We start from the raw sequence: 26,147 nt of genomic DNA, 5'->3' as shown, positions 1-26,147 counted from the left end.
TCGTTTATGCTGAATTAAGAAACCGCGTCCTGGGAAGCGGAGCTCTCAATCGTCAGACGTACGTCCGAGGTCACAAGATCGGCCAGCATCTGGTAAACCTTGATGGTTTCGGTCGCGTCTGCATCACCGGTATCGCTGATATAGCCTTCATCGCGCAGGGTAAGCACCAGCGAGGTAAAGACCGCTTTATCAAAGAATTCCGGGGCGTTAATGCCGTGCAGAACGGACAGTCGCTGCGCCACCGTGCGGCTTTCGCGTTCCAGCGTTCCGCGGTTGATCGATGGGTTGGCGCTCAACTGCCAGAAGGTGATGGCATACCGCTGGATTGTCTCGCGCACGCCCGCCGCCAGAAGCTGCAGAGTGCGTGAACGGTGAGGGTTGATCTGCACTTCGTCACCGACAACCATGACCAGATCCTGACGCTCCATCTCCGCGATCAGCGCATCAATTTCTCTGCCCAGCTCGCTTTTTTCCCAACGCAGGAACAGCTCGGCTTTCAGCATCGGGTAAACAACTTCTATCTGACGCAGCAGCTCTGCGCGCGAGATGTGGCGATGCTGAGTGATGATGGACGCCATCAGCGACGGCAGCACCAGCATGTGCATGATGTTGTTGCGGTAATAGGTCATCAGCACGGCCTGCTCGCGCGGCAGAATGATGATGTCACCGATGGTGTCTTTCTCCACCTCGAACTTGTTCATCTGCAGCGCGTGGTCGATCAGCGCGTCAGCGGAAACCGTTGGTGCGGTGGCATCCGGAGAATACGGCACGTTACGCAGCAGGTTCAGGTAGCAGTCGAGCTGTTCGGTAAGCTGTTCACGGGTCAGCGAACGCTGGCGTGAAGCAAGCAGCGCGGTACAGCACAGGTTCATGGCGTTAGCGGCCCCTGCGTTGTTGATACGCACCATGATATCGGCAGCGATATCATTCACCGTTGGCGTCAGCCAGGCCGGGCGAATTGCTTCTATCGGATCGATAGAGTCTTTCCATTCCGGAACATGCTGGTTCAGGTAGGTCATCAGCGGCAGCGGTTCGCCGAAGTTAACGTAACCCTGGCCGAGGTTGCGCAGCTTACTCAGGCCGCGCACCATCTGCATGAAGCTCTCTTTTTCTTTGGTCGCACCGCGTAGCTCTTTCGCGTAAGTGCCCACTTCCATGACGTGCTCGTACCCGATGTAAATCGGCACCAGAGTGATCGGGCGAGTGCCGCCGCGTAGCATGGCCTGAATGGTCATCGACAGCGTGCCAGTCTTAGGATCCAGCAAACGGCCGGTACGGGAGCGGCCACCCTCGACAAAGTATTCAACGGAATAGCCGCGGCTGAACAGCTCGCCCAGATATTCGCGGAATACCGTGGAGTAAAGCTTGTTGCCCTTGAAGGTACGGCGAATAAAGAACGCGCCCAGGCGGCGGAAAATCGGGCCGGCTGGCCAGAAGTTCAGGTTGATCCCGGCGGCAATGTGCGGCGGAACCAGCCCCTGGTGATAAAGCACGTAGGAAAGCAGCAAATAGTCCATGTGGCTGCGGTGGCAGGGCACATAGACGATTTCGTGGCCATCATGGGCAAGCTGGCGCACGCGTTCGGCGTTATGCACGTTAATGCCCTGATAGAGGCGGTTCCAGGTTAACCCTAAAACGCGGTCCGTCAGACGTACGGCTTCGTAGGAGAAGTTCGCGGCAATCTCTTCCATCAGCGCGACGGCATTTTGCTGCGCTTTTTCGTGGGAGATTTTCTTGCTGCGGGCTTCATCTTCTACCGCGCGGGCAATCGCTTTTGACGCCAGCAGCTTGTTGAAGAGATCCTGGCGGACCGGCAGGCGCGGGCCAACGGCGGCCAGACGCTGGCGGGCAAAGTGAGTGCGCGCCACGCGAGCCAATTTTTGGGCAATAATCTTGTCCGTGCCGTGTTCGGTTGCCATGCGGCGAAGCGAAACCGGCGGCGAGAAACGCACGAAGCTATCGCGACCCAGCCAGGAAACCGCAAAGAATTTCTGGACGCCGTTCAGCGTGCGTAAAGGCGGGTTGATTTCCCCTTTTTCGCGCCCTGGCGAGCGGCCGAACATCACGGAAACCGGCACCATCTGTACATCGAGATCGGGATTGCTGCGGTGCAGATCCAGATAATCGTGGAACAGTTTTACCGACTCTTCTTTTGGCGTGTAATAGGTGAAGACGCGCGGCCCGCCGTGGATAAACACGTAGCGCGGCAGCAGTACGCCGTCAATTTCCAGAGGTTCCAGCGGGTCGGGCAGATCGTGATCCAGACATTGAGCACGCAGCGTCAGTAAGTCTGCCTTAGAATTGTAGGGCAGGACGTACATGATGGGGCGTGAAGGGTCCAGACCGAGTTCGGTTTGGGGATCCGCCGGGATAGACTTGCTCTTTACCAGAACGCTTAATGGTAAATTCAGTAATTTGTAGTAAATTCTTGGCCAGCCTGACATAAATGATGTAAAGCCTCAGGTTAATAATGCAAATGCGCCGCAAGGATATCAGAAACTCTGGGGAATTTCTGTGGCGCTGCGATTTAGACTCAGTGAGCATTGACGCTCAATATTTAAAAAGGTTTCCTTGAATGGCGAATAATACCACCGGCATCACCCGCATTATTAAGGCTGCAGGCTACTCGTGGAAGGGGTTGCGTGCGGCCTGGATCAACGAAGCCGCCTTTCGTCAGGAGGGCGTAGCGGCGGTTATCGCTATCATCATCGCCTGCTGGCTGGACGTGGACCCCATCACGCGTATTTTACTGATTGGCTCGGTTGTTTTGGTGATGATTGTCGAAATCCTCAACAGCGCCATTGAAGCGCTGGTTGACCGTGTCGGCACCGAGTACCACGAGCTTTCAGGGCGAGCCAAAGATATGGGTTCCGCCGCCGTATTGATAGCGATTATCCTTGCGGTTGCAACCTGGGCCACCTTGCTTTGGTCACATTTGCGATAGCCCTTCCAGAATAGTTTAAGTCGCTGGTTTTTTGCTTAATTTGTGGTTTCAAAATCGCCCGGGGCTGTATATACTCACAGCATAACTGTATAAACACCCAGGGGGCGGAATGAAAGCACTAACTACCAGGCAGCAAGAGGTGTTTGATCTCATTCGGGATCATATCAACCAGACCGGCATGCCACCTACGCGCGCCGAAATTGCACAACGTCTGGGGTTCCGTTCTCCAAACGCCGCGGAAGAGCATCTTAAAGCGCTGGCACGTAAAGGTGCCATCGAGATTGTTTCTGGTGCATCACGCGGCATTCGTCTGCTGGTTGAAGAAGAAAATGGCCTGCCGCTGGTGGGCCGTGTTGCCGCCGGTGAGCCGCTGCTGGCGCAACAGCACATCGAAGGCCACTACCAGGTTGACCCTTCTCTGTTCAAGCCGAATGCCGATTTCCTGCTGCGCGTCAGCGGCATGTCGATGAAAGATATCGGCATCATGGACGGTGATTTATTAGCCGTTCACAAAACCCAGGACGTGCGTAATGGCCAGGTCGTTGTCGCGCGTATCGACGATGAAGTGACCGTAAAACGCCTGAAAAAGCAGGGCAATACCGTGCACCTGCTGCCGGAAAACAGCGAATTCCAGCCTATTGTGGTCGATCTTCGCGAGCAGAATTTTAGCATTGAAGGCCTGGCCGTCGGGGTGATCCGCAACGGTGAATGGCTGTAACACCTCTTCCGGTGGTGCGGTAACTCTGCCGTGCCACCTGCCTTAAACACCTCTCTTTTTTTCCTCTGGATCATTCCCATGCGATTCTTTTTGTCAACGGATGGTGCGCTGTGGCGGCTTGCGCTGCCGATGATTTTTTCCAATATCACCGTTCCGTTACTGGGCCTTGTCGATACGGCGGTCATTGGCCATCTTGATAGCCCGACCTATCTCGGCGGGGTGGCTATCGGCGCCACGGCGACCAGTTTCCTCTTTATGCTGCTGCTTTTTCTGCGCATGAGCACCACCGGGTTAACGGCACAGGCGTTTGGTGCGAACGATCCACAGCGGCTGGCGCGCGCGCTGGTTCAACCCCTGATGCTGGCGATGATAGCCGGGCTGGCTATCGTGGTCCTACGTTATCCACTGATCAATCTTGCGCTGCACGTTGTTGGCGGCAATGACGAGGTGTTATATCAGGCAAGGCGGTTCCTGGAGATCCGCTGGCTTAGCGCCCCGGCATCACTGGCTAACCTCGTGCTGTTAGGCTGGTTGTTGGGCGTTCAGTATGCGCGGGCGCCGGTCATCCTGTTGGTCGTCGGCAATTTGATTAATATCGTGCTCGACCTCTGGCTGGTGATGGGGCTGCACATGAACGTACAGGGGGCGGCGCTGGCCACGGCGGTGTCCGAATATGCGACGTTTATCATCGGCCTGGTGATGGTGCGGAAGGTACTGAAGCTGCGGGGCATCAGTTGGGCTCGTCTCAAAACGGCCTGGCAAGGGGACTTACGCAAGCTGCTGGCCCTCAACCGCGATATCATGCTGCGTTCGCTGCTGCTGCAAATTTGCTTTGCTTCAATCACCATTTTTGGTGCGCGTCTCGGCAGCGAAATTGTTGCCGTTAACGCCGTGCTGATGACGCTGTTGACCTTTACCGCCTATGCGCTGGACGGCTTTGCTTACGCCGTAGAAGCCCATTCAGGGCAGGCTTACGGGGCGCGTAACCGTGGGCAGTTGCTCGAAGTTTGGGGGGCTGCGTGCAGGCAGGCGGGGCTGGTTGCGATAGCATTTGCCGCTATTTATGCTTTTGCTGGGGAGCAAATTGTCGCGCTGCTTACCTCCCTGCCGGAGCTTCGTGTTCTGGCAAATCATTACCTTGCCTGGCAGGTTATTTTGCCGGTCGTGGGCGTTTGGTGTTACCTGCTGGACGGTATGTTTATCGGCGCGACGCGGGGTGCCGAAATGCGTAACAGCATGGCGGTTGCGGCGCTGGGCTTTGGCGTGACGATGCTTACGCTGCCTTTGTGGGGTAACCACGCCCTGTGGCTGTCTCTGGCGGTGTTTCTGGCCTTGCGTGGCCTGTCGCTGGGCGTCATCTGGCGGCGCCACTGGCGTAATAACACCTGGTTCGCTGCATCGGGCGGCCATTGATCGAACCTCCTGGCCTTCGTTAACCCTGCTCCTGTCGTGCTGATTTCTCGTTTCTAAGACGAGGAATCAGCGTTCCATCGCTTTTAAGAATGGTTAAAGATTCTGAGTTTTAAATATAACTCGGAATCCTTGTCTACAATTACCTTTACATCCAGCAGACAGTGGATGTTTTCCAGAAAGTCAGCATCCTGCAGCCCGGATGCGAAAATCTAAACCGAACGATGAGGAGATGATGATGAATAAGGACGAAATCGGCGGTAACTGGAAGCAGTTCAAAGGCACGATCAAAGAGAAATGGGGTAAGCTGACCGATGACGATATGACCGTCATCGAAGGGAAGCGTGACCAGCTGGTGGGTAAAATCCAGGAACGCTATGGCTACGCCAAAGACCAGGCAGAGAAAGAAGTGAAGGACTGGGAGTCCGGGAGCAATTACCGCTGGTAATCTGGCGGACCCTCAAATGTGCTAATCAGTAAGTAAGACCAATCCTGCCCGGGTACAGGGATGTACCACTCCCTCTTAACGCTTTTTCTTCGGCTGCACTGAATGATCGTGATCGCAGGCGCCGTGGTGGCTACAGGCTTCAACTTCCGAGCAATCAGCGCACAATCCGTGGGCTTCAATCACGTTATGGCGCAGGGCAAACCCCATTTTGGACGCCAGTTTCTGCATAATATCTTCCACACCCTGAGCGGCCTGCTCTTTCACGGCCCCACATCTGTCGCAGATAAACATGGCGGAAGAGTGGGTTGGATGATCGATAAAATTACACAGCACGTAACTGTTGTTGGATTCCACGCGGTGCACAAAACCCTGCTCCAGCAGAAAATCCAGCGCGCGATAAACCGTTGGAGGCTTAGCCTGTGGCTCGCTAACGCGCAGGAGATCCAGCAGATCATAAGCGCTGATGGCCCCGGTTTGCTCGGCCATCAGGCGCAAAACCTCGAGACGCTGTGGCGTCAGGCGTACATTGCGTTGCAGGCAGAGCTTTTCAGCCTGAGCTAACACGTTTTGCGAAGTTGTGGTATCCATCAGCCTCTCCCGGTCATTGACGCAATACTTTACCATAATGCGGATAAAACGCCGAATCCTGGTACATACTGACCCTATCTACCCAGGAGGAAGTGATGCAAAAACCTGATTGTATTCGTCACTGGCGCGAGCTGGAAGGCGAGGATGACGCAACTTACCCGGACAGCGCGGAGCTGTTTTCTATTGGCGCTCCTCTGGCCCGTAATTTCGGTTTAACCCGCCTTGGAATTCACCATGAGCGTATTCCTCCGGGCCGCAGAACCTCTTATCCCCACGCGGAAAGCAGCGAAGAAGAGTTTGCGTATGTGCTCGAAGGGCACCCCGAAGTGTGGATCAACGGTCATCTTTGGGCGCTCGAGCCGGGCGATAGCGTGGGATTTCCTGCCGGAACCGGCATTTGCCATACCTTTATTAATAATACCGAACAGGATGTGCGGCTATTAGTCGTAGGTGAAGCCAATAAAGCCGAAAATAAAATTTATTACCCGCTAAATCAGTCTTATGCCGTGCAGCGGCAGGATCGTTGGATAGATCATCCGCCTCAATTCTTTGGCCCGCACAACGGTCTTCCTTCACGAAAGCCGAAGGGTAAACTATAAATTAATTAGCATGGAAACAATAAGACGTTAACCCTAAGGATATATCTGGGATCCTGATGGTTCAAATATCCATCTTTTTATCGCGCTATTCACAGCAATAGTCTGCCTCTGTTCAGTCATAACTGTCAGGGGCGAATTACTTCATCTGACAATCAGACAGGCGTGCTGTGAATGAATAAAATAAAATCTTCGGTGGCGACACTCGCCGCAACCTTCTTTATTGCCCATCAGGCCGGGGCGGCAGGGACCTGGTCCGAAGCGCGAAACGATGCGATGGGGGGCACCGGCGTGGCTTCGGCTAATTATGGCAGCGGCGTATTAATCAACCCGGCGCTATTAGCCCGGTCCAAATCAGACGACAATATTACCGTTATTTTACCGTCTGTCGGGGCGCAAATAACGGATAAAGACAACCTTCAGGATCGCATCGACGGCATCAGCGACAAAGTTGATAACTATAAACAATCTATTGGGTCGTTAACGCTGCGGGATATTCTTTTTAATCCGAACGGAACGTTAAATCAGTTTCGCAGCGCAGCAGGAGATTTAGCAGGGGAACTCGAAGATTTGCGGGGCGATACGGCAAGGGCCAAAGCCGCCGCGGGGATTGCGGTTAGCATCCCAAATGACACTCTCTCCGTAGCTTTCGTCACTAAAGCTTACGCCCGAGCGAAAGTCAGCTCTGATATCGATCAGAACGACATCAATTACCTGCGAAGTATCCAAAACTCCAGCGCGGTAGCGGGAGAGGTGGCGTTTGATGCGCTGCAAAATGGTTCCGGTCAGATTACCCGTAACCTGAACTCAACCGCTTCCGGTCGCGCGGCCATTGTTTCTGATTATGGGATTGCTCTTGCCCACAAGTTTGACGTTAGCGGCGTGCCGGTGTCAGTTGGCGTCACGCCTAAGCTGCAGAAGACCTGGTTGTATAACTACACCACGTCCATTTACGACTATCGCAGCGGCGACTGGAAGAACAGTCAGTACCGCAACGATGACACTGGATTCAACCTTGACGCAGGCGTGGCGGCCGATTTTGGCGAGAACTGGACAGTTGGCCTGAGCGGCCAGAACCTGGTGTCCCGCGATATCGACACGAAAGATATTCGCATCACTAACGGGCGTACCGGCGAAGTACGGAACTACAAAGATACCTGGCAAATCAGCCCGCTGGTGACCGCCGGGGTAGCCTGGCATAACGAGCTGGTGACCCTGAGCGCGGACGGCGATCTGACCGAAACCAAAGGCTTTAAAAGCGAAGCCAACTCTCAGTATGTGGGTGTTGGCGCTGAGGTGAGGCCGCTTTCCTGGCTGGCGTTGCGTGCCGGCTATCGTGCGGATGTGAAAAGCAATGACAGCAACGTCTTTACCGGCGGGGTAGGGTTCGCGGCAGGCAAACACGTCAATATCGATTTGATGGGCCTGTACGGCGAAGACCAAACCTGGGGCGCGGGGGCGCAGTTGAGCGTGGCCTTCTGATGCTGAATGCCGGGGCAGCCTGATGCCCCGGCGCTGCTTTATGCTATAGTAACGACCCTTTTTTAATCGTAGCCTGCGTAAACGTATGTCCTCACAAAGCAACCAGACTCCTTTCCAGCCGCACCGTTTCTCCATTGCGCCGATGCTCGACTGGACCGATCGCCACTGCCGCTATTTCCTGCGTCAGCTGTCCCGCCACACGCTGCTGTACACCGAAATGGTGACCACCGGGGCGATCATCCACGGTAAAGGGGACTATCTGGCCTATAGCGAAGAAGAACATCCGATTGCGCTGCAGCTTGGCGGCAGTGATCCTCAGGCGCTGGCACACTGTGCGAAACTCGCCGAAGCGCGCGGCTACGATGAAATTAACCTGAACGTGGGCTGCCCGTCTGACCGGGTGCAGAACGGGCGTTTTGGTGCTTGCCTGATGGGTGAAGCACAGCTGGTTGCCGATTGTATTAAAGCGATGCGCGATGTGGTTTCTATTCCGGTGACGGTAAAAACCCGCATCGGCATTGATGATCAGGACAGCTACGAATTTCTCTGCGATTTCATTGGCACGGTGGCAGGCAAGGGCGAATGCGAGATGTTTATCATCCACGCGCGTAAAGCCTGGCTCTCTGGCCTGAGCCCAAAAGAAAACCGTGAAATTCCACCGCTGGATTACCCGCGCGTGTACCAGCTCAAGCGTGATTTCCCGCAGCTCACCATGGCGATTAACGGCGGGATTAAGACGCTGGAAGAAGCGAAAACCCACCTCGAGCATCTCGATGGCGTGATGGTCGGGCGCGAGGCTTACCAAAACCCGGGCTTGCTGACGACGGTTGACCGCGAAATTTTCGGGGCAGATGTTGCGGACAGCGACCCCGTTGCCGTGGTGCGAGCGATGTATCCATACATTGAACGCGAACTGGCAAACGGCACCTACCTGGGCCATGTAACTCGGCATATGCTTGGTTTATTCCAGGGAATACCGGGCGCGCGTCAGTGGCGCCGTTACTTAAGCGAAAACGCTCATAAAGCCAGGGCAGGCATTGAAGTGGTTGAACACGCGCTGTCTTTGGTTGCCGATAAGCGCCAGCTTTAGCCTTAAGGCCACCGGGAGAATTCAGGTATTGCGGAGCCGATCACAAGCCTGAACTTAATCCCGGTGGCGTCATTTCTTTTACTTATTAAATCTGCGACTATCCTTTCGCAGTAACAAGAATTCATCGCGCTGTACCCTACATACAGCACGAACAAAAAAGAAAGGGCTTCCTCCGGGAAGCCCTAATTCTTTCTGAATTTTGAGTGGGTTACGGAATTAACAGGCTTGAACCCTGCGTGGCACGGCTCTCCAGCGTCTGGTGTGCAAGCACCGCATCCTTCAGCGCAAATTTCTGGTTTTCCGCGACATCCACCTTAATCGCGCCGCTGGCGATCAGCGAAAACAACTCGTGGCAGGCTTCATCGAACTCGGCGCGGGTGGTGAGATAGCCGTTCAGAGAAGGGCGAGTCACGTACAGCGATCCCTTCTGGTTCAGAATGCCCAGGTTCACGCCGGTCACCGGCCCGGAAGAGTTACCAAAGCTCACCATCAGCCCACGGCGCTGCAGGCAATCCAGCGACGCTTCCCAGGTCTCTTTCCCGACGGAGTCATACACGACTGCCACTTTCTTGCCGCCGGTCAGCTCTTTGACGCGCTCAGAGATATTTTCGTGCTGATAGTTGATGGTTTGCCACGCCCCTGCCTGCAAAGCGCGATCGGCCTTTTGTGCTGAACCGACGGTACCAATCAGTTTGGCGCCCAGCGCTTTCGCCCACTGGCAGGCAATTAAGCCCACGCCGCCCGCCGCCGCGTGGAACAGGAAGGTTTCATTGGCTTTAATTTCGTAGGTTTTACGCAGCAGGTAAAACACGGTCAGGCCTTTCAGGAAAGAAGCTGCTGCCTGTTCGAAAGAGATAGCATCCGGGATTTTAGCGACTTTATCGGCTGGCGCATTGTGAACGCTGCTGTATGCGCCCAGGCCAGACTGCGCGTAAACAACGCGATCGCCAACCTTCAGGTGAGTGACTTTGCTGCCGACCTTGCTGACAACGCCAGCCGCTTCGGTACCCAGCCCGCTCGGGAGCGCCGGTGGCGGATAGAGCCCGCTGCGGATATAGGTATCAATGTAGTTAATACCTATCGCTTTATTCTCAACCTGAACTTCGTTCTCCGCCGGATCTTTCGGCGTAAACTCAACGGCTTTCAATACTTCAGGCCCGCCGTGTTGGCTAAATTCGATGCGCGTTGCCATGGAAACTCCTTGTGTCGAAGAGTGACAAGAATGGTTATACTTCCCGGTCTCTCACTATGAATTTGGTAGCTCCCTCACTATGGCAGGAAATAAACCCTTCAACAAACCGAAAGAACCCCGCGACCGTCAGGTAGAAGGGCTGAAGATGCCGCCGCACTCGCTTGAGGCGGAGCAGTCGGTGTTGGGCGGTTTAATGCTGGATAACGAACGCTGGGACAACGTCGCCGAGCGCGTGGTCGCTAACGACTTCTTCAGCCGTCCGCACCGCATGATCTTTACCGAAATGCAGCGCCTGCTCGAAATGAGCAAACCCATCGACCTGATTACGCTTTCTGAATCCCTGGAGCTCCAGGGGCAGCTCGAGAGCGTCGGTGGTTTTGCTTATCTCGCGGAACTCTCTAAAAACACGCCAAGTGCGGCGAACATCAGCGCTTACGCGGATATCGTGCGCGAACGTGCGGTTGTGCGCGAAATGATTGCGGTCGCCAATGAAATTGCCGATGCCGGCTACGACCCGCAGGGGCGTACCAGTGAAGATTTGCTGGATCTGGCAGAATCCCGCGTTTTCCAGATTGCCGAAAACCGCGCTAACAAAGATGAAGGCCCGAAAAGCATCGACCAGATTCTGGAAGCCACGGTTTCCCGAATTGAGTCCCTCTACCAGACGCCGCACGACGGCGTCACGGGGGTGGATACCGGCTACCAGGATCTGAACAAGAAAACAGCGGGCCTCCAGCGCTCTGACCTGATTATCGTGGCCGCTCGTCCGTCGATGGGTAAAACCACTTTTGCGATGAACCTGTGCGAAAACGCCGCCATGCTGCAGGACAAACCGGTACTGATTTTCAGCCTCGAAATGCCCGGCGAGCAGATCATGATGCGTATGCTGGCGTCGCTGTCGCGCGTGGACCAGACCCGAATCCGTACCGGCCAGCTGGACGATGAGGACTGGGCGCGTATCTCCAGCACCATGGGCATTTTGCTCGAGAAGCGCAACATGTACATCGATGACTCTTCTGGCCTGACACCAACCGAAGTGCGCTCGCGTGCCCGCCGTATCTACCGTGAGCATGAAGGTTTAAGCATGATCATGATTGACTACCTGCAGCTGATGCGCGTGCCGTCGCTGTCCGACAACCGTACGCTGGAGATCGCCGAGATTTCCCGCTCGCTCAAGGCGCTGGCAAAAGAACTTCAGGTTCCGGTGGTGGCGCTGTCGCAGCTTAACCGCTCCCTGGAACAGCGCGCCGACAAACGCCCGGTCAACTCCGACCTGCGTGAATCTGGCTCCATCGAGCAGGATGCCGACTTGATCATGTTTATCTATCGCGACGAGGTTTACCACGAAAACAGCGACCTGAAAGGCATCGCGGAAATCATCATCGGTAAGCAGCGTAACGGCCCGATCGGTACCGTACGCCTGACCTTTAACGGCCAGTGGTCACGCTTCGATAACTATGCCGGGCCGCAGTACGACGAAGAATAAAAATCCTCGTCATCCTTCAAGCCACCTTGCCGGGGCTTGAAAGATTCAGGGGGTAGGTTTTTGTTACTTTTTAAGCAAGGAAAGAACATGCAAGCGGCAACCGTCGTCATTAACCGCCGCGCTCTGCGACACAACCTGCAACGCCTCCGCGAACTGGCTCCGAACAGTCGCCTGGTGGCAGTCGTGAAAGCAAACGCCTATGGGCATGGTCTGCTGGAGACCGCCCGCACCTTAGAAAACGCCGATGCCTTCGGCGTGGCCCGCCTCGAAGAAGCCCTGCGCCTGCGGGAAGGTGGCATCACTAAACCCGTTCTGCTGCTGGAAGGGTTCTTCAATGCTGAAGACTTGCCGACGATTGCCGCCCAGAACTTCCAGACGGCGATCCACAGCATTCAACAGCTGGAAGCGCTAGAGCAGGCCGATCTCAGCCAGCCCATCACCGTCTGGATGAAGCTGGACACCGGGATGCACCGCCTCGGCGTGCGCCCGGAAGAGGCCGAAGCTTTCTATCAGCGCCTGGCCGCCTGCAAAAACGTCAGCCAGCCGGTAAACGTGGTGAGCCACTTTGCCCGTGCCGATGAGCCGGAGTCCGACGCCACCCCGCGCCAGCTCGATATCTTTAATTCTTTCACTGCAGGCAAGCCGGGTCAGCGCTCTATCGCCGCCTCGGGCGGCATTCTGCTGTGGCCCGACTCGCATATGGACTGGGTTCGCCCCGGCATCATCCTGTACGGCGTTTCGCCGCTGGAACAAAAGCCGTGGGGTGAAGACTTTGGTTTCCAGCCGGTGATGTCTTTAACCTCAAGCCTGATCGCGGTTCGCGGCCATAAAGCCGGGGAGCCGGTCGGCTACGGTGGGACCTGGACTGCCGAGCGCGACACCTGCCTTGGCGTGGTGGCTATGGGCTACGGTGACGGCTACCCGCGCAGCGCGCCTTCCGGCACGCCGGTGCTGATCAATGGTCGCGAAGTGCCCATTGTGGGGCGCGTTGCCATGGACATGATTTGCGTCGATTTAGGCCCGGATGCCGCCGATAAACCGGGCGATAGTGCAGTGCTGTGGGGTGAAGGTTTGCCGGTCGAACGCATCGCCGAATATTCGAATGTAAGTGCTTACGAACTTATCACTCGCCTGACTTCAAGGGTAACAATGAAGTATCTGGACTGAGTGTCCTCGCCTGGTTTACAGTGGAAATCCGCGAACTGTAAACCAGGAGAACCTCACCGTGTTTCAAAAAGTTGACGCCTATGCTGGCGACCCGATCCTTTCCCTCATGGAACGCTTTAAAGTCGATCCGCGCAGCGACAAGGTCAACCTCAGCATCGGCCTCTATTACAATGAAGATGGGGTGATCCCGCAGTTACAGGCCGTGGCAGAAGCAGAAGCTCGCCTGAATGCGCAGGCTCACGGCGCCTCTCTCTATTTACCGATGGAGGGCCTGAACAGCTATCGCAGCGCCATCGCGCCGCTGCTGTTTGGTGCTAACCACCCGGCGCTGGTGGAAGGTCGCATTGCCACCGTGCAAACGCTCGGGGGGTCCGGTGCCTTAAAAATTGGCGCTGACTTCCTGAAAACCTATTTCCCTGATTCACAGGTATGGGTCAGCGATCCAACCTGGGAAAACCACGTCGCCATTTTTGAAGGCGCGGGTTTCACCGTGAATACTTACCCGTGGTTCGACAGCGAAACCAACGGCGTGCGCTTTGAGGCGCTGCTGGAAAAACTGAATACGCTGCCTGAACTTAGCATCGTGCTGCTGCACCCTTGCTGCCACAACCCAACCGGCTCAGATCTCACCGACAGCCAGTGGGATGCCGTCACGGAAATTCTTAAAGCACGCAACCTGATCCCGTTCCTCGACATCGCCTATCAGGGCTTTGGCGCGGGCATGGAGCAGGATGCCTATGCCATCCGCGCCATCGCCTCCTCCGGGCAGCCGATGCTGGTCAGCAATTCCTTCTCTAAAATCTTCTCTCTCTATGGCGAACGCGTGGGCGGGCTTTCCGTAGTTTGCGAAGACAGTGATGCCGCAGGGCGAGTGCTGGGTCAGCTCAAAGCTACCGTGCGCCGCAACTACTCCAGCCCGCCGAACTTTGGGGCGCAGGTGGTGGCGACCGTTCTGAATGACGAGAAGCTGAAAGCGAGCTGGATTGCGGAAGTGGAAACCATGCGCGTGCGTATTCTGGAAATGCGCCAGGTGCTGGTGGAAGTGCTGACTAAAGCGGTGCCGGGGCGCAACTTTGACTACCTGGTGAAACAGCGCGGCATGTTTAGCTACACCGGGCTAAGCGCGGCTCAGGCCGACCGCCTGCGTGATGAGTTTGGCATTTACCTGCTCACCAGCGGTCGTATCTGCGTTGCCGGGCTTAATCACAGCAACGTTCAGCGCGTGGCGCAGGCGTTCGCTGCAGTGATGTAAGTACTCGCTAACTTTATTTGGTTACCGCATGTTCTCTTTTTCCTCTCCCGTTTGGGAGAGGAAATTCCTGCTCTATTCTGTGACCCTGCCTATTTTCTCTGACATAAAACTGAAAAAAATCTTTGTCGATCGGTCCCCGGCAGGTATGGTCGGAAGGCTTTATGGCAAGGCTGCTCATTTTAACAACGATTAAAAACAGAAAATAAAGGGAAAACAATGCGTAAGATCGCCCTGGCACTCAGTGCCGTCTGCCTGCTGGCAGGCTTCAATCATGCCGCTTTGGCAACCGAATCCGCCCCCGCTCCGCTGAATCCTGGCGTCACCGTGGCGCAGCTGGCGCAACAGGTGCCAATCCACTGGGTTTCCGTGGCACAAATTGAAAATAGCCTGCTTGGCCGCGCGCCTATCGCCGTCGGGTTTGATATCGACGATACCGTGCTGTTTTCCAGCCCGGGCTTTTATCGCGGGCAAAAAGAGTTCTCGCCGGGTAAGCAGGACTACCTGAAAAACCCGGCTTTTTGGGAAAAGATGAACAACGGCTGGGATGACTTCAGCATGCCTAAAGAGGTCGCAAAAAGCCTGATCACCATGCACCTCAAGCGCGGCGACAGCGTGTACTTTGTGACCGGACGCAGCCAGACCAAAACCGAAACCGTCACCAAAACCCTGCAAAACGACTTCCTGATCCCGGAGCCGAGCGTCAATCCGGTGATCTTTGCCGGCGATAAAGAAGGCCAGAACACCAAAACCCAGTGGCTGAAAGAGAAGAAAATCAAAATCTTCTACGGCGATTCAGACAACGACATCACCGCGGCCCAGGACGTCGGCGCGCGCGGCATTCGTATCCTGCGAGCCTCCAACTCCAGCTACCAGCCGCTGCCGAAAGCAGGCTCGTTTGGCGAAGAGGTTATCGTCAACTCCGAGTACTGATCCCGGCCAGAAAAGCGGCAGCTAACATAAATTGCCTGCCGTTTTTTTAATCAATTCCCTCGTCTGTTATCCGCTTTTGGCGCACACTTAATGCTGCCGCGAATGCTTCCGGTAAACGTTCAGGACGAGGAAATGAAGATGACCCATTCGGATCTTTTAGAGTACTGCATGAAAAAACCCGGCGCAGAGCAGAGTGTGCACAGCGACTGGAAGGCCACGCAAATCAAAGTCGGCGATGTGCTGTTTGCCATGGTGCATGCGGAGAACCAGCGCCCGGCAGTCTCCCTCAAAGCCACACCCGATCTGGCAGAGCTTCTGCGTCAGCAGCATCAGGACGTTTTCCCCAGCGCCCATTTGAATAAGGCGCACTGGAGCACGCTTTACCTCGACGGCTCGCTGCCCGGTTCGCAAATTTATTATCTGGTGGATGCTTCGTATCAGCAGGCGGTGGCATTGCTGCCTGAGCAGGTCAGGCAGCAATTGTCGGTTTGACTACTTCAGCAGTGGCTTGAGGAAACGCGCGGTATGAGAAGCTTCGCAGGTGGCGACGGTTTCCGGCGTGCCGGAGACCAAAATCTCGCCGCCGCCGCTGCCGCCTTCCGGCCCTAAGTCCACAATCCAGTCTGCGGTTTTAATCACGTCGAGATTGTGTTCAATCACCACAATGGTATTGCCCTGATCCCTGAGCTGATGCAGCACTTCCAGCAGTTGCTGGATATCCGCAAAGTGCAGGCCGGTGGTCGGCTCATCGAGGATATACAGCGTCTGGCCGGTGCCGCGCTTAGACAGCTCACGCGCCAGCTTAACGCGCTGTGCTTCACCGCCTGACAGCGTGGTCGCCGACTGGCCAAGCCGAATGTAGGACAGGCCCACGTCGATCAGCGTTTGCAGCTTACGCGCCAGCGCCGGAACGGCGTCGAAGAATTCGCGGGCATCTTCAATGGTCATATCCAGCACTTCGTGAATGCTTTTGCCTTTGTACTTAATCTCCAGCGTTTCACGGTTATAGCGTTTGCCTTTGCACTGGTCGCACGGCACGTAGATATCCGGCAGAAAGTGCATTTCGACTTTGATTACGCCGTCGCCCTGGCAGGCTTCGCAGCGCCCGCCGCGAACGTTGAAGCTAAAGCGCCCCGGCGTATAGCCGCGCGAGCGCGCTTCCGGTACGCCAGCAAACAGCTCGCGCACGGGGGTGAACACGCCGGTGTAGGTCGCCGGGTTGGAACGAGGTGTGCGGCCAATCGGGCTTTGGTCAATGTCGATGACCTTATCGAAGTGTTCCAGGCCCTGAACTTCACGGTACGGTGCCGGTTCGGCGATTGTCGCCCCGTTTAGCTGACGTTGGGCAATCGGGAACAGCGTGTCGTTAATCAGCGTCGACTTGCCGGAGCCGGATACCCCGGTAATACAGGTAAACAGCCCCACCGGCAGCGTCAGCGTGACGTCCTTCAGGTTGTTCCCCTTCGCGCCGGAGAGCTTGAGCACTTTTGACGGATCGGCAGCAACGCGCTGTTTCGGCACCGCAATCTCGCGTTTGCCGCTGAGGAACTGCCCGGTCAGGGATTCCGGCACCGCAATAATATCCTTCATGGTGCCTTCCGCGACCACCTGGCCGCCGTGCACGCCCGCGCCTGGACCAATATCGATAATATGGTCGGCGGCGCGAATGGCGTCTTCGTCATGCTCAACCACAATCACCGTGTTGCCGAGGTTACGCAGGTGAATCAGCGTTTCCAGCAGGCGCTCGTTATCGCGCTGGTGCAGGCCGATGGACGGCTCATCCAGCACGTACATCACGCCAACCAGCCCGGCGCCAATCTGGCTTGCCAGACGAATACGTTGGGCTTCACCACCGGACAGCGTTTCTGCCGAACGGGAGAGAGAAAGGTAGTTCAGGCCGACGTTCACCAGGAACTTCAGGCGATCGCCGATCTCTTTCAGTACTTTTTCCGCGATTTGCGCACGCTGGCCGCTGAGCTTCATGTTCTGGAAGAATTCCATCGCATGGCCGATGCTCATATCAGAAATCGTTGGCAGCGCGGTATTTTCTACAAATACATGGCGCGCTTCACGACGCAGGCGCGTGCCTTCGCAGCTGGTGCAGGGGCGGTTGCTGATGAATTTCGCCAGCTCTTCGCGCACGGCGGAAGATTCGGTTTCTTTGTAGCGACGCTCCATGTTGTGCAGCACGCCTTCGAACGGATGGCGGCGCACGGAGGTGTCCCCGCGGTCGTTCATGTACTTGAATTCGATTGTTTCTTTGCCCGAGCCGTGCAGCACAACTTTCTTCACCGCGTCGCTCAGCTCGTTCCACGGGGCTTCCACGTCGAACTTATAGTGATCGGCCAGCGAGCGCAGCATGGTGAAGTAATAGAAGTTACGGCGATCCCAGCCACGGATAGCGCCACCGGCCAGCGACAGCTCGCCGTTTTGCACCACGCGATCGGGATCGAAATATTGCTGTACGCCCAGGCCGTCGCAGGTCGGGCAGGCACCGGCCGGGTTGTTAAAGGAGAACAGGCGCGGTTCCAGCTCGCGCATGCTGTAGCCGCAGACCGGGCAGGCAAAGTTAGCGGAGAACAGCAGCTCTTCCGCTTTTTCATCGTCCATGTCGGCGACAACGGCAGACCCGCCGGACAGCTCCAGCGCGGTTTCAAACGACTCGGCCAGGCGCTGGGCGATGTCTTCACGTACCTTAAAGCGGTCGACGACCACTTCAATGGTGTGCTTTTTCTGTAGCTCTAATTTTGGCGGATCGGACAGGTCGCAGACTTCGCCGTCGATGCGCGCCCGGATATAGCCCTGGCTGGCCAGGTTTTCCAGCGTTTTGGCGTGTTCGCCTTTGCGATCTTTAATGATCGGCGCGAGCAGCATCAGGCGCTTGCCTTCCGGCTGCGCAAGCACGTTATCCACCATCTGGCTGACGGTTTGGGCCGCGAGCGGGATGTCGTGATCCGGGCAGCGCGGTTCGCCTACGCGGGCGTAAAGCAGACGCAGGTAGTCATGGATTTCCGTGATGGTGCCGACGGTGGAACGCGGGTTATGGGACGTGGATTTCTGTTCAATAGAAATCGCAGGAGACAACCCTTCGATATGGTCGACGTCCGGCTTCTCCATTAGCGACAGGAACTGACGCGCGTAAGCCGAAAGGGACTCAACGTAGCGACGCTGCCCTTCCGCGTACAGGGTGTCGAATGCCAGCGAGGATTTGCCTGAACCCGAAAGCCCGGTGACAACAATCAGTTTGTCGCGCGGGATGACGAGGTTGATATTTTTGAGATTGTGGGTGCGGGCGCCCCGAACTTCGATCTTATCCATTCACCTTTCCCGGAATAATGACTGCATGCGCCTGGTATGTATAGAGGTACAACCGACGGCCAGAAACGGCTAATTATGACACAATAAAACCTGAATGAATATCCAGTGTTTTAATGAAACGAGCTATACTTAGCCGACATTCTGGAATGTCCCTCGCAGCTATAAACATTGTGGGTGGCATAGTGTAGAATCCCCGGTTTAGACTATTTAAAAACGTTTCAGGAGACACGAACATGGCCAGCAGAGGCGTAAACAAGGTGATTCTCGTTGGGAATCTGGGTCAGGACCCGGAAGTACGCTACATGCCAAATGGGGGCGCTGTCGCCAACATTACACTGGCCACGTCAGAGTCCTGGCGTGATAAGCAAACCGGCGAAACCAAAGAAAAAACTGAGTGGCACCGCGTGGTGCTGTTCGGCAAACTGGCCGAAGTGGCTGGTGAATACCTGCGTAAAGGCTCTCAGGTTTACATCGAAGGCGCACTGCAAACCCGTAAATGGACCGACCAGGCTGGCGTAGAAAAATACACTACCGAAGTTGTGGTTAACGTGGGCGGCACCATGCAGATGCTCGGCGGCCGTCAGGGCGGCGGCGCTCCGGCGGGCGGCAACGGCGGCCAGCAGCAGGGCGGTTGGGGTCAGCCTCAGCAACCACAGGGCGGCAACCAGTTCAGCGGCGGCGCGCAGTCTCGTCCGCAGCAGCAGAGCGCACCAGCGCCATCTAACGAACCGCCAATGGATTTCGACGACGATATCCCGTTCTGATCCCCTCAGGGTGTAACCCTGTATGTGACGAACAAATAAAACCCTGCCTCGCAGGGTTTTTTTCTATTATGGCGGCATGAAATCTGCCGGGCAGGCGGCCCTCGGATAAGGAAGATACCGTGGCATTTTTAGGTTTTGTCAGTGAGAGAGCGTGTCGGTGTCAGGCGGACGCCACGCCATGGCTGCCTTCATTTAGCTTTTATGAAAAGCATCTCTCCCCGCCTATTGAAGGTTCGCCTGAAGCCATTATTCAGGCCGTTCTGGCGCTGAATATGGAAGACGATCCGGTTATCCGTCGGCTACTCCGTTTGCGCCAGCTCCCTCGCCGCCTGCGCCGGGCGTTGTTTAAGTCAGAGAGCGCGGAACCAGCCGATACCTTCGGGTTTGGCTCTTTCACTGTGCTGCATCAAAGCAGCCAGGAAGTCTCTTTTGGTTTGGCCGGGCGTTTCTGGCGACCGTTGCTTGACGTCGAGTCTCTGAAAGATGCCGAAGCCTTCAAGCATTTTGCCGACTCACGCGCGGCTAAGCTGATCTTGCGCTTTGATGTCACGCCTGAGAACAACGGCTCGGCGGTATTACGTACCGAAACCTTTGTCTATTGCCCAACGCCGCGCGTGAAAGCCCTGTTCGCTCTCTATTGGATGCTCATTCGTCCGGCCAGCGGCTGGGTCAGGCGGCGCACGCTACTCTCTATCCAGCGAAAGCTGGCGACAGACACTAATCACAGGTCAGGTAATGACAGACAAAATTGATGGCGTTCTGCGCCCCGAGCACATTATCCCGTTCCCTGATTCCATCAGTGAGGAGGCACAGGCCGCTCTGCGTCGCCAGGTTGACGAGAACGGTGTGCCCCACAACGCGCAATTTTCGATGCCATCCCACACCGATGGTGAAGCCTGGAAGCAGATTCAGGCCACTTCGGCGGCCTGGTATGCCGAAGCCATGAAATCCCGGCCAGCGAGCGATGAGCCGGACCTACAAACACTGCAGATTGAGCAGGCTACGGTGCATGTTGCCACGCCAGGCGCGCTGGCTTCAGAACATCACGTTCTGGTGGATCTCCACGGCGGGGCGTTTACCTTTGGCGGGGGTGAAGCCTGCAAGGCCAGTGCCAGCACCCAGGCTGTGCAGTATGGGCTTCGTTGCTACAGCGTCGATTACCGAATGCCGCCCGAGCATCCTTATCCGGCTGCGCTGGATGATTGCCTGGCCATATACCGTTACCTGCTCGAGCAATATGCCCCGGAAAATATCGTGATTGCCGGGCGTTCGGCTGGTGGGAATCTCGCCGCTGCGATGGTGCTGCGGGCGCGTGATGAAGGCTTGCCGTTGCCAGGTGCCTTAGTGCTGCTGTCCCCGGAGGCAGATCTGACCGAGTCCGGCGACAGCTTCCAGGTGAATCAGCTTGTGGATGTGGTACTGCCGGGATCGTTGAGGGAAAACAACCTGCTTTATGCCGCGGGGGCTGAGTTAACGCATCCTTATCTTTCGCCGCTGTTTGGCGATTTTACCCGTGGTTTCCCGGCAACATTGATTCAAAGCGGCACGCGGGATTTATTCCTGTCGAATGCGGTGAGGTTGCACCGGGTGTTGAGAAAAGCGAACGTTGAAGCCGAGCTGCACGTCTTTGAGGCGATGCCGCACGGTGGATTTATGGGAACGCCTGAAGACAGAGAGCTGGTGGAAGAAGTGGCGAAATTTATTCGCCGCCAGCTCAGGCTGGAGAACTCAAAGCAATAAAAAAGCCGGAGGCGATAGTTCGCTCCCGGCTTTTATTCATTACGCTAACATTACGCGTTAAGCAGCGGCTCTGCGGTTTTCTCCACCAGCGCCAGCAGGACTTTGACATCCTCCAGGGTGACGGTTGGGTTCAGCAGGGTCAGCTTCAGGCAGGTCACGCCGTTATGCTCGGTCACGCCAACGTTCGCGCGGCCAGACTCCAGCAGCGCATCACCGATTTTCTGGTTCAGCAGCGCGATTTCCGCATCGCTGCGGCCAGCCAGGCTTGCCGGACGGAAGCGGAACAGCACGCTTGCCAGCTGAGGCTGCATCACCAGCTCCAGAGAAGCGTGGTCAGCCACATAGGCCGCCACATTCTTCGCCATGGTCACACCGTGATCGATAATTTCAGCGTACTTTTTCTGGCCCAGCGCTTCGAGGCCCATCCACAGCTTCAGAGCGTCAAAGCGGCGGGTGGTCTGCAGCGACTTGGACACCAGGTTCGGTACGCCTTGCTCTTCGTCGAACTCGGAGTTCAGGTAGGCCGCTTGGTAGCGCATCAGCTCGTAGTGGCGAGCATCTTTCAGCAGGAACGCGCCGCAGCTGATGGTCTGGAAGAACTGCTTGTGGAAGTCCAGGGTAACGGAGTCCACCAGCTCCAGGCCGTTCAGGTAATCACGATACTTCTCGGACAGCAGCAGTGCGCCGCCCCAGGCTGCATCAACGTGTACCCAAATCTGGTGCTCTGCGGCCAGCTTCGCGATGTCGCTCAGCGGGTCGATAGCGCCTGCATCGGTCGTACCGGCAGTGGCGACGATAGCCATGATCTGCTCGCCGTTCGCTTGCGCCTGGGCGATTTTAGCCGCCAGGTCGGTAACGTCCATGCGGGCAAACTCATCGGTTTTCACCAGCGTGACTGACTGGTAGCCCATGCCCATCAGCGCCATGTTTTTCTGCACGGAGAAGTGGGCATTCTCAGAGCACAGCACTCTGATTTTGCGGATATCACCGGTCAGACCATCCTGCTGGACAGAGTGGCCCTGACGCGCAAAGTAGGCGTCACGCGCCAGCATCAGGCCCATCAGGTTGCTCTGGGTCCCGCCGCTGGTGAACACGCCCGCGTCGCCAGGCTGATAACCGACCTGCGCGCGCAGCCATTCGATCAGCTTCATCTCAATGATGGTCGCCGACGGGCTTTGGTCCCAGGAGTCCATGCTCTGGTTGGTGGCGTTGATCAGCACTTCTGCGGCCTGGCTAACCACCAGGCTTGGGCAGTGCAGGTGCGCCACGCACTGCGGGTGATGCACCAGCAGGCTGTCTTTTAAGAAATACTCAATCGCGCGTTCAATCGCGACCTGGTTGCCCAGGCCCTGAGGATTGAAGTCGAGCTGAATACGTTCTTTCAGCTCGGCGACGGTTTTGCCCTGGTACATCTGGGGCTGCTGCAGCCATTCCACTACGGCCTGGCTGGTCTGGGCGATCGCCTGCTGGTATTCCTCAATGCTCTGGGCAGAGGAGGCCAGAATCGGGTTAGATCGGGACATATTTATTACTCCAGTCAGACAGCTTTTGCGCCAGCGGCTAACAAGGCTTTTTCAAATTTACTCAGGAAGATTTCCAGCTCGTCGTCGCTGATCAGCAGGGACGGCAGCAGGCGCAGCACGCAGCCGTTACGGCCACCGCGCTCCAGAATCAGGCCCGCTTCGAAGCATTTTTTCTGAATCAGAGCAGACAGCGCGCCGTCAGCCGGGTAGCAACCCATGTGATCCTGTGCTTCTTCTGGCTTCACGATCTCAATGCCGAGCATCAGGCCCAGGCCGCGAACGTGGCCGATAGCCGGGTAGCGTTTCTGCAGATCGTACAGTTTGCCTTTCAGCCATTCGCCCTGAGCGGCAACTTTGTCTGCGACTTTGTTGTCTTTCAGGTACTTCAGGGTGGTCAGGCCGGTGGCCATTGCCAGCTGGTTGCCGCGGAAGGTGCCGGTGTGGTGACCAGGTTCCCAGGCATCGATCTCTTTTCTCAGGCCCAATACGGCCAGCGGCAGACCGCCACCAACGGCTTTGGACATCACGATGATGTCTGGCTCAATGCCAGCGTGTTCGTAGGCGAACAGCTTGCCGGTACGGGCAAAGCCAGCCTGAACTTCATCGATGATCAGCACGATGCCGTGCTCTTTGGTCACTTTGCGGATGCGCTGCAGCCACTCTGCAGGAGCCGGGTTCACGCCGCCTTCGCCCTGAACCGCTTCGAGGATCACGGCCGCAGGTTTGCGCACGCCGCTTTCAACGTCGTTGATCAGGTTGTCGAAGTAATAGGTCAGCGCTTTCACGCCCGCGTCGCCGCCAATGCCCAGCGGGCAGCGGTATTCGTGCGGGTATGGCAGGAACTGTACTTCCGGCATCAGGCCGTTGATGGCCGCTTTCGGAGACAGGTTGCCGGTCACTGACAGCGCGCCGTGGGTCATCCCGTGGTAGCCGCCGGAGAAGCTGATTACGCCGCTGCGGCCAGTGTGTTTCTTCGCCAGCTTGATAGCGGCTTCTACTGCGTCCGCGCCGGATGGGCCGCAGAACTGCAGGCAGTACTCTTTACCCTGGCTCGGCAGTAAAGAGAGCAGGTATTCTGAGAACTCGTCTTTTAACGGCGTAGTCAGATCCAAAGTATGTAACGGCAAGCCGCTGGTAATGACGTTTTGGATGCTTTGCAGGATGTCAGGATGGTTGTGGCCAAGCGCCAACGTGCCCGCACCGGCCAGACAGTCAAGGTAGCGGTTACCTTCCACGTCGATGATCCAGGCGCCCTGGGCTTTGGCTATAGCGAACGGTAATTTGCGCGGGTAACTTCTGACATTCGATTCGAATTCAGCCTGTCGTGCCAAATAGGTTTCGTTGGTAGCGTTTGCAGATTTTGCATCTAAAGTATCAATACGGACTTTATCCGTCATCATATCTCTCCTACAACCGTCGGCATGAGCGCAGCGGCTGAATTAAGTAAACAATACTCGTCATGCTTCAAGTTGAAACTCGAATTATCCAGAGTATAGGTATCGGTTAGGGTGCATAAAACGCCGCCAATATATGGCTTTTTACCCCCCCGCTCAATCATTTATTTTTTTCGATTTTTTTAATTTAAAATCAATGAATTGAAGACTCTTTTGACGGGTATCCAGACATCCGATCTCTCAACTATTGGCAATGGCAGGAAAAAAAGCCCCCTGAAAGGCCTAATTTTGCGTATTAAAACGGTCTGGACAGACCAGGTTTTGCTGGATAGAAATAATTAACAACAAAAAATTACCCCAGGACATTGATTGGCAACTGGGGTTGCACTTTTTACCCGTAAATCTGGCGCTTGTTCAGCTTCAACGGCAAAAAACGCCCACCTGTTTTTCAATAATGTCTGCCAGGCAATCCCGAATCGGATTAGGTTCAGATGAGGCTCTTGGTAGACAAATGCCTAATGAAGGGAGAGCGGGAAGCGTCTGGATCATCGGGAGATCGGCTGGTTTTCCTACCTGCGTTCTTGGCGTCACGCCTAATCCGGCGCGCGCCGCTGCCCATAGGCCGTTCAGACTGCTGCTGGTAAAGGCTATCCGCCAGGGGATCCCTGCGCAATCCAGTGCCTCAATGGCGTGACGGCGTAAAATACAGGGAGCGTCAAAAACCACTAAAGGTAGCGGCTGCCCATTGGCGAGGCATGCCTCTACCTGCTCGGGGATGCCCATCCAGTGCAGCGGAATTTTACCGATCTCATTCTCTGCGGAGGCCGATGGCGTTTGCCAGAGTAAGGCCAAATCCAGCTGCGAATGGTTGAGGGCGGACTCCAGCTCTGCGTTTCGTGCGATACGTGCCTCAAGAATGACGGCAGGGTGGGCGCGACTAAATGACCCAAGAACGTCGGTTAACAAGCCCTCACCGAAATCCTCCTGAAACCCTACCCGTAAGAGCCCACTCAGCTGTGTGTCGCCCACCGCAGCCATTGCGGCATCATTCAGCTCCAGCAGGCGTTTCGCATAACTCAACACAATTTCGCCGGTTGGTGTCAGCGCCAGGCCCCGGCCTGATTTTTTGACGACCGGCGTTCCGACCTGATCTTCCAGTTTCTTTAACTGGGCGCTGACCGCTGAGGTCGATCGCCCCAGCCGGTCCGCTGCCCGGGCAAAGCTGCCGAGCGCCATGCCGGTCACAAAGGTGCGGAGAACGTCGAGATCTAAATTCGTCATAGTTATTGTCCTGAAAATCAGGATTATTGGTTAAAAAATATCTGATTTTTAGAATGATACTCAATGAGTATGCTCAGGTTGTCAACAACAGCCGGGAGGCTTCATGGGCGAAACATCATACGACATTCAACGGGTTTTGAGCCGGGCGCCAAAACTTGCCAGCATGAGCAACGACTTGTTATTCATGGATATCTGGGAAAGAGCGGAACTGAATAAACGCGATCGCAGCCTGATCACCGTGGCGGCGCTGCTGGCGCTGTACCGGCTTGAACAGCTGCCTATTCATCTCGAATTAGCGCGCAAAAATGGCGTCAGCGATGAGGAGTTAAGCGAGCTGATCACCCATCTGGCTTTTTATGCGGGCTGGCCTGCCGCCCACAGTGCGCTAAAGGTACTGGATAAGCTGATCGTCGGATGTCGTCGGGAGGAGCAATAAATGCCGGTACTTCATGTCACCTTATTAAAAGGAAAAACGGAGGCCTGGCTGGCGGCGGTTTCATCCAGCATACAGCGGGCGCTGGTGGAGGCATTTGATGTGCCGGAGGCAGATCTGTTTCAGGTTTTTCATGAGCAAGATAAATCAGCGCTGCGGTTTGATCGTCACTATATGGCGGGGCCGCGCAGCAATGACTGGCTTCTGATAGAGATAACGGCCGGTAAGCCACGAAGTATTGAGATGAAGCAGCGTTTTTACCGGGTCATTACCGATCAACTTGCCGAGTCACCGGGCATTCAGCCCAACGACGTTATGGTCGTCATTCGCCATAACAAGGCTGAGGACTGGTCGTTTGGTGGGGGCAAGGCGAGTTTGCTCGCGGAGTAAG

The 26,147-nt window shown here is 56.0% G+C and carries 24 protein-coding genes; 17 read left to right on the top strand and 7 right to left on the bottom strand.

Going from position 1 to position 26,147, the window contains the following annotated elements; translation table 11 throughout:
• Positions 1 to 14 precede the first annotated feature (14 nt).
• A complete protein-coding gene (plsB, locus tag ACREYP_RS20885; RefSeq protein WP_008455842.1) occupies positions 15 to 2,444 on the bottom strand; it encodes a glycerol-3-phosphate 1-O-acyltransferase PlsB in 2,430 nt (809 codons plus the stop codon).
• Positions 2,445 to 2,575: 131 nt separating this feature from the next.
• Between plsB and ACREYP_RS20880 the strand changes: the two genes are divergently transcribed.
• From ACREYP_RS20880 to ACREYP_RS20865, 4 genes are all read left to right on the top strand, one after another.
• Positions 2,576 to 2,944, top strand: a complete 369-nt coding sequence (locus tag ACREYP_RS20880) for a diacylglycerol kinase (RefSeq protein WP_008455840.1) — start codon at positions 2,576 to 2,578, stop codon at positions 2,942 to 2,944.
• A gap of 109 nt (positions 2,945 to 3,053) precedes the next feature.
• A complete protein-coding gene (gene lexA, locus ACREYP_RS20875; protein ID WP_008455837.1) occupies positions 3,054 to 3,662 on the top strand; it encodes a transcriptional repressor LexA in 609 nt (202 codons plus the stop codon).
• Positions 3,663 to 3,740: 78 nt separating this feature from the next.
• Positions 3,741 to 5,075 (top strand): MATE family efflux transporter, encoded by a 1,335-nt coding sequence (gene dinF, locus ACREYP_RS20870; RefSeq protein WP_498881038.1) that lies wholly within the window; start codon positions 3,741 to 3,743, stop codon positions 5,073 to 5,075.
• A gap of 235 nt (positions 5,076 to 5,310) precedes the next feature.
• Positions 5,311 to 5,520: a CsbD family protein gene (locus ACREYP_RS20865; protein WP_008455833.1), complete on the top strand. Its 210-nt coding sequence runs from the start codon at positions 5,311 to 5,313 to the stop codon at positions 5,518 to 5,520.
• Between the two features lie 75 nt (positions 5,521 to 5,595).
• On the opposite strand, the gene zur is transcribed toward ACREYP_RS20865, so the two are convergent.
• Positions 5,596 to 6,108, bottom strand: a complete 513-nt coding sequence (gene zur / locus ACREYP_RS20860) for a zinc uptake transcriptional repressor Zur (protein ID WP_008455832.1) — start codon at positions 6,106 to 6,108, stop codon at positions 5,596 to 5,598.
• Between the two features lie 95 nt (positions 6,109 to 6,203).
• Between zur and ACREYP_RS20855 the strand changes: the two genes are divergently transcribed.
• The 3 genes from ACREYP_RS20855 (at position 6,204) to dusA (ending at position 9,276) form a co-directional block, all read left to right on the top strand.
• Complete coding sequence (locus ACREYP_RS20855; protein ID WP_008455830.1) at positions 6,204 to 6,707, top strand: cupin domain-containing protein; 504 nt, start codon at positions 6,204 to 6,206, stop codon at positions 6,705 to 6,707.
• 171 nt (positions 6,708 to 6,878) lie between these two features.
• Positions 6,879 to 8,186, top strand: a complete 1,308-nt coding sequence (locus ACREYP_RS20850; RefSeq protein ID WP_498881037.1) for a conjugal transfer protein TraF — start codon at positions 6,879 to 6,881, stop codon at positions 8,184 to 8,186.
• Between the two features lie 85 nt (positions 8,187 to 8,271).
• Positions 8,272 to 9,276 (top strand): tRNA-dihydrouridine(20/20a) synthase DusA, encoded by a 1,005-nt coding sequence (dusA, locus tag ACREYP_RS20845; protein ID WP_498881036.1) that lies wholly within the window; start codon positions 8,272 to 8,274, stop codon positions 9,274 to 9,276.
• A 208-nt stretch (positions 9,277 to 9,484) separates the two neighbouring features.
• Here the strand turns inward: dusA and ACREYP_RS20840 are convergent, their stop codons facing one another.
• Positions 9,485 to 10,468: a quinone oxidoreductase gene (locus tag ACREYP_RS20840; RefSeq protein ID WP_008455823.1), complete on the bottom strand. Its 984-nt coding sequence runs from the start codon at positions 10,466 to 10,468 to the stop codon at positions 9,485 to 9,487.
• A 79-nt stretch (positions 10,469 to 10,547) separates the two neighbouring features.
• On the opposite strand from ACREYP_RS20840, the gene dnaB reads away from it, so the two are divergent.
• The 5 genes from dnaB (at position 10,548) to ACREYP_RS20815 (ending at position 15,795) form a co-directional block, all read left to right on the top strand.
• Positions 10,548 to 11,954 carry a replicative DNA helicase gene (gene dnaB, locus ACREYP_RS20835; RefSeq protein ID WP_008455821.1) on the top strand — a complete coding sequence of 469 codons (1,407 nt, stop codon included), beginning with the start codon at positions 10,548 to 10,550 and terminating at the stop codon, positions 11,952 to 11,954.
• Between the two features lie 87 nt (positions 11,955 to 12,041).
• The gene (gene alr / locus ACREYP_RS20830; protein WP_008455820.1) at positions 12,042 to 13,121 is read left to right on the top strand and encodes an alanine racemase; all 1,080 of its coding nucleotides are present in this window, start codon (positions 12,042 to 12,044) and stop codon (positions 13,119 to 13,121) included.
• Between the two features lie 58 nt (positions 13,122 to 13,179).
• On the top strand, positions 13,180 to 14,373 hold the full coding sequence (locus ACREYP_RS20825) for an amino acid aminotransferase (RefSeq protein WP_336818243.1): 1,194 nt from the start codon (positions 13,180 to 13,182) through the stop codon (positions 14,371 to 14,373).
• Positions 14,374 to 14,589: 216 nt separating this feature from the next.
• Complete coding sequence (aphA, locus tag ACREYP_RS20820; protein ID WP_008455816.1) at positions 14,590 to 15,303, top strand: acid phosphatase AphA; 714 nt, start codon at positions 14,590 to 14,592, stop codon at positions 15,301 to 15,303.
• Positions 15,304 to 15,441: 138 nt separating this feature from the next.
• On the top strand, positions 15,442 to 15,795 hold the full coding sequence (locus ACREYP_RS20815; protein ID WP_008455815.1) for an MmcQ/YjbR family DNA-binding protein: 354 nt from the start codon (positions 15,442 to 15,444) through the stop codon (positions 15,793 to 15,795).
• Here ACREYP_RS20815 and uvrA read toward each other — a convergent pair whose 3' ends face one another.
• Positions 15,796 to 18,621: an excinuclease ABC subunit UvrA gene (uvrA, locus tag ACREYP_RS20810; RefSeq protein ID WP_008455814.1), complete on the bottom strand. Its 2,826-nt coding sequence runs from the start codon at positions 18,619 to 18,621 to the stop codon at positions 15,796 to 15,798.
• A gap of 233 nt (positions 18,622 to 18,854) precedes the next feature.
• On the opposite strand from uvrA, the gene ssb1 reads away from it, so the two are divergent.
• The 3 genes from ssb1 to ACREYP_RS20795 all read left to right on the top strand — a co-directional run bounded on the left by ssb1 (position 18,855) and on the right by ACREYP_RS20795 (position 21,125).
• On the top strand, positions 18,855 to 19,385 hold the full coding sequence (gene ssb1 / locus ACREYP_RS20805) for a single-stranded DNA-binding protein SSB1 (protein ID WP_008455813.1): 531 nt from the start codon (positions 18,855 to 18,857) through the stop codon (positions 19,383 to 19,385).
• 119 nt (positions 19,386 to 19,504) lie between these two features.
• On the top strand, positions 19,505 to 20,137 hold the full coding sequence (locus ACREYP_RS20800) for a hypothetical protein (protein WP_008455811.1): 633 nt from the start codon (positions 19,505 to 19,507) through the stop codon (positions 20,135 to 20,137).
• Complete coding sequence (locus ACREYP_RS20795; RefSeq protein WP_336818244.1) at positions 20,121 to 21,125, top strand: alpha/beta hydrolase; 1,005 nt, start codon at positions 20,121 to 20,123, stop codon at positions 21,123 to 21,125. Before ACREYP_RS20800 ends, ACREYP_RS20795 begins: the two co-directional genes overlap by 17 nt.
• 50 nt (positions 21,126 to 21,175) lie before the next feature.
• Here ACREYP_RS20795 and ACREYP_RS20790 read toward each other — a convergent pair whose 3' ends face one another.
• The 3 genes from ACREYP_RS20790 to ACREYP_RS20780 all read right to left on the bottom strand — a co-directional run bounded on the left by ACREYP_RS20790 (position 21,176) and on the right by ACREYP_RS20780 (position 25,323).
• A complete protein-coding gene (locus ACREYP_RS20790) occupies positions 21,176 to 22,648 on the bottom strand; it encodes a pyridoxal phosphate-dependent decarboxylase family protein (RefSeq protein WP_336818245.1) in 1,473 nt (490 codons plus the stop codon).
• Between the two features lie 14 nt (positions 22,649 to 22,662).
• Positions 22,663 to 24,048 (bottom strand): diaminobutyrate--2-oxoglutarate transaminase, encoded by a 1,386-nt coding sequence (locus ACREYP_RS20785; protein WP_008455804.1) that lies wholly within the window; start codon positions 24,046 to 24,048, stop codon positions 22,663 to 22,665.
• 414 nt (positions 24,049 to 24,462) lie between these two features.
• Positions 24,463 to 25,323: a LysR substrate-binding domain-containing protein gene (locus ACREYP_RS20780; RefSeq protein ID WP_008455803.1), complete on the bottom strand. Its 861-nt coding sequence runs from the start codon at positions 25,321 to 25,323 to the stop codon at positions 24,463 to 24,465.
• Positions 25,324 to 25,426: 103 nt separating this feature from the next.
• Between ACREYP_RS20780 and ACREYP_RS20775 the strand changes: the two genes are divergently transcribed.
• Together ACREYP_RS20775 and ACREYP_RS20770 are read left to right on the top strand one after the other, a co-directional pair.
• A complete protein-coding gene (locus tag ACREYP_RS20775; RefSeq protein ID WP_008455802.1) occupies positions 25,427 to 25,759 on the top strand; it encodes a carboxymuconolactone decarboxylase family protein in 333 nt (110 codons plus the stop codon).
• Positions 25,760 to 26,146 carry a tautomerase family protein gene (locus ACREYP_RS20770; protein ID WP_008455800.1) on the top strand — a complete coding sequence of 129 codons (387 nt, stop codon included), beginning with the start codon at positions 25,760 to 25,762 and terminating at the stop codon, positions 26,144 to 26,146.
• The last annotated feature ends 1 nt before the right edge of the window (position 26,147 follow it).

It is taken from the genome of Enterobacter sp. TMH.L2 (assembly GCF_050847315.1).
GTDB lineage: Bacteria > Pseudomonadota > Gammaproteobacteria > Enterobacterales > Enterobacteriaceae > Cedecea.
Note: the sequence above shows the minus strand (reverse complement) of the source record. Positions and strands in the feature narration are given on the sequence as shown.

Bases quoted from the DNA above. Each gene is read 5' to 3' on its own strand.
- plsB (WP_008455842.1), bottom strand. From the start codon at position 2,444: ATGTCAGGCTGGCCAAGAATTTACTACAAATTACTGAATTTACCATTA.
- ACREYP_RS20880 (WP_008455840.1), top strand. From the start codon at position 2,576: ATGGCGAATAATACCACCGGCATCACCCGCATTATTAAGGCTGCAGGC.
- lexA (WP_008455837.1), top strand. From the start codon at position 3,054: ATGAAAGCACTAACTACCAGGCAGCAAGAGGTGTTTGATCTCATTCGG.
- dinF (WP_498881038.1), top strand. From the start codon at position 3,741: ATGCGATTCTTTTTGTCAACGGATGGTGCGCTGTGGCGGCTTGCGCTG.
- ACREYP_RS20865 (WP_008455833.1), top strand. From the start codon at position 5,311: ATGAATAAGGACGAAATCGGCGGTAACTGGAAGCAGTTCAAAGGCACG.
- zur (WP_008455832.1), bottom strand. From the start codon at position 6,108: ATGGATACCACAACTTCGCAAAACGTGTTAGCTCAGGCTGAAAAGCTC.
- ACREYP_RS20855 (WP_008455830.1), top strand. From the start codon at position 6,204: ATGCAAAAACCTGATTGTATTCGTCACTGGCGCGAGCTGGAAGGCGAG.
- ACREYP_RS20850 (WP_498881037.1), top strand. From the start codon at position 6,879: ATGAATAAAATAAAATCTTCGGTGGCGACACTCGCCGCAACCTTCTTT.
- dusA (WP_498881036.1), top strand. From the start codon at position 8,272: ATGTCCTCACAAAGCAACCAGACTCCTTTCCAGCCGCACCGTTTCTCC.
- ACREYP_RS20840 (WP_008455823.1), bottom strand. From the start codon at position 10,468: ATGGCAACGCGCATCGAATTTAGCCAACACGGCGGGCCTGAAGTATTG.
- dnaB (WP_008455821.1), top strand. From the start codon at position 10,548: ATGGCAGGAAATAAACCCTTCAACAAACCGAAAGAACCCCGCGACCGT.
- alr (WP_008455820.1), top strand. From the start codon at position 12,042: ATGCAAGCGGCAACCGTCGTCATTAACCGCCGCGCTCTGCGACACAAC.
- aphA (WP_008455816.1), top strand. From the start codon at position 14,590: ATGCGTAAGATCGCCCTGGCACTCAGTGCCGTCTGCCTGCTGGCAGGC.
- ACREYP_RS20815 (WP_008455815.1), top strand. From the start codon at position 15,442: ATGACCCATTCGGATCTTTTAGAGTACTGCATGAAAAAACCCGGCGCA.
- uvrA (WP_008455814.1), bottom strand. From the start codon at position 18,621: ATGGATAAGATCGAAGTTCGGGGCGCCCGCACCCACAATCTCAAAAAT.
- ssb1 (WP_008455813.1), top strand. From the start codon at position 18,855: ATGGCCAGCAGAGGCGTAAACAAGGTGATTCTCGTTGGGAATCTGGGT.
- ACREYP_RS20795 (WP_336818244.1), top strand. From the start codon at position 20,121: ATGACAGACAAAATTGATGGCGTTCTGCGCCCCGAGCACATTATCCCG.
- ACREYP_RS20790 (WP_336818245.1), bottom strand. From the start codon at position 22,648: ATGTCCCGATCTAACCCGATTCTGGCCTCCTCTGCCCAGAGCATTGAG.
- ACREYP_RS20785 (WP_008455804.1), bottom strand. From the start codon at position 24,048: ATGATGACGGATAAAGTCCGTATTGATACTTTAGATGCAAAATCTGCA.
- ACREYP_RS20780 (WP_008455803.1), bottom strand. From the start codon at position 25,323: ATGACGAATTTAGATCTCGACGTTCTCCGCACCTTTGTGACCGGCATG.
- ACREYP_RS20775 (WP_008455802.1), top strand. From the start codon at position 25,427: ATGGGCGAAACATCATACGACATTCAACGGGTTTTGAGCCGGGCGCCA.
- ACREYP_RS20770 (WP_008455800.1), top strand. From the start codon at position 25,760: ATGCCGGTACTTCATGTCACCTTATTAAAAGGAAAAACGGAGGCCTGG.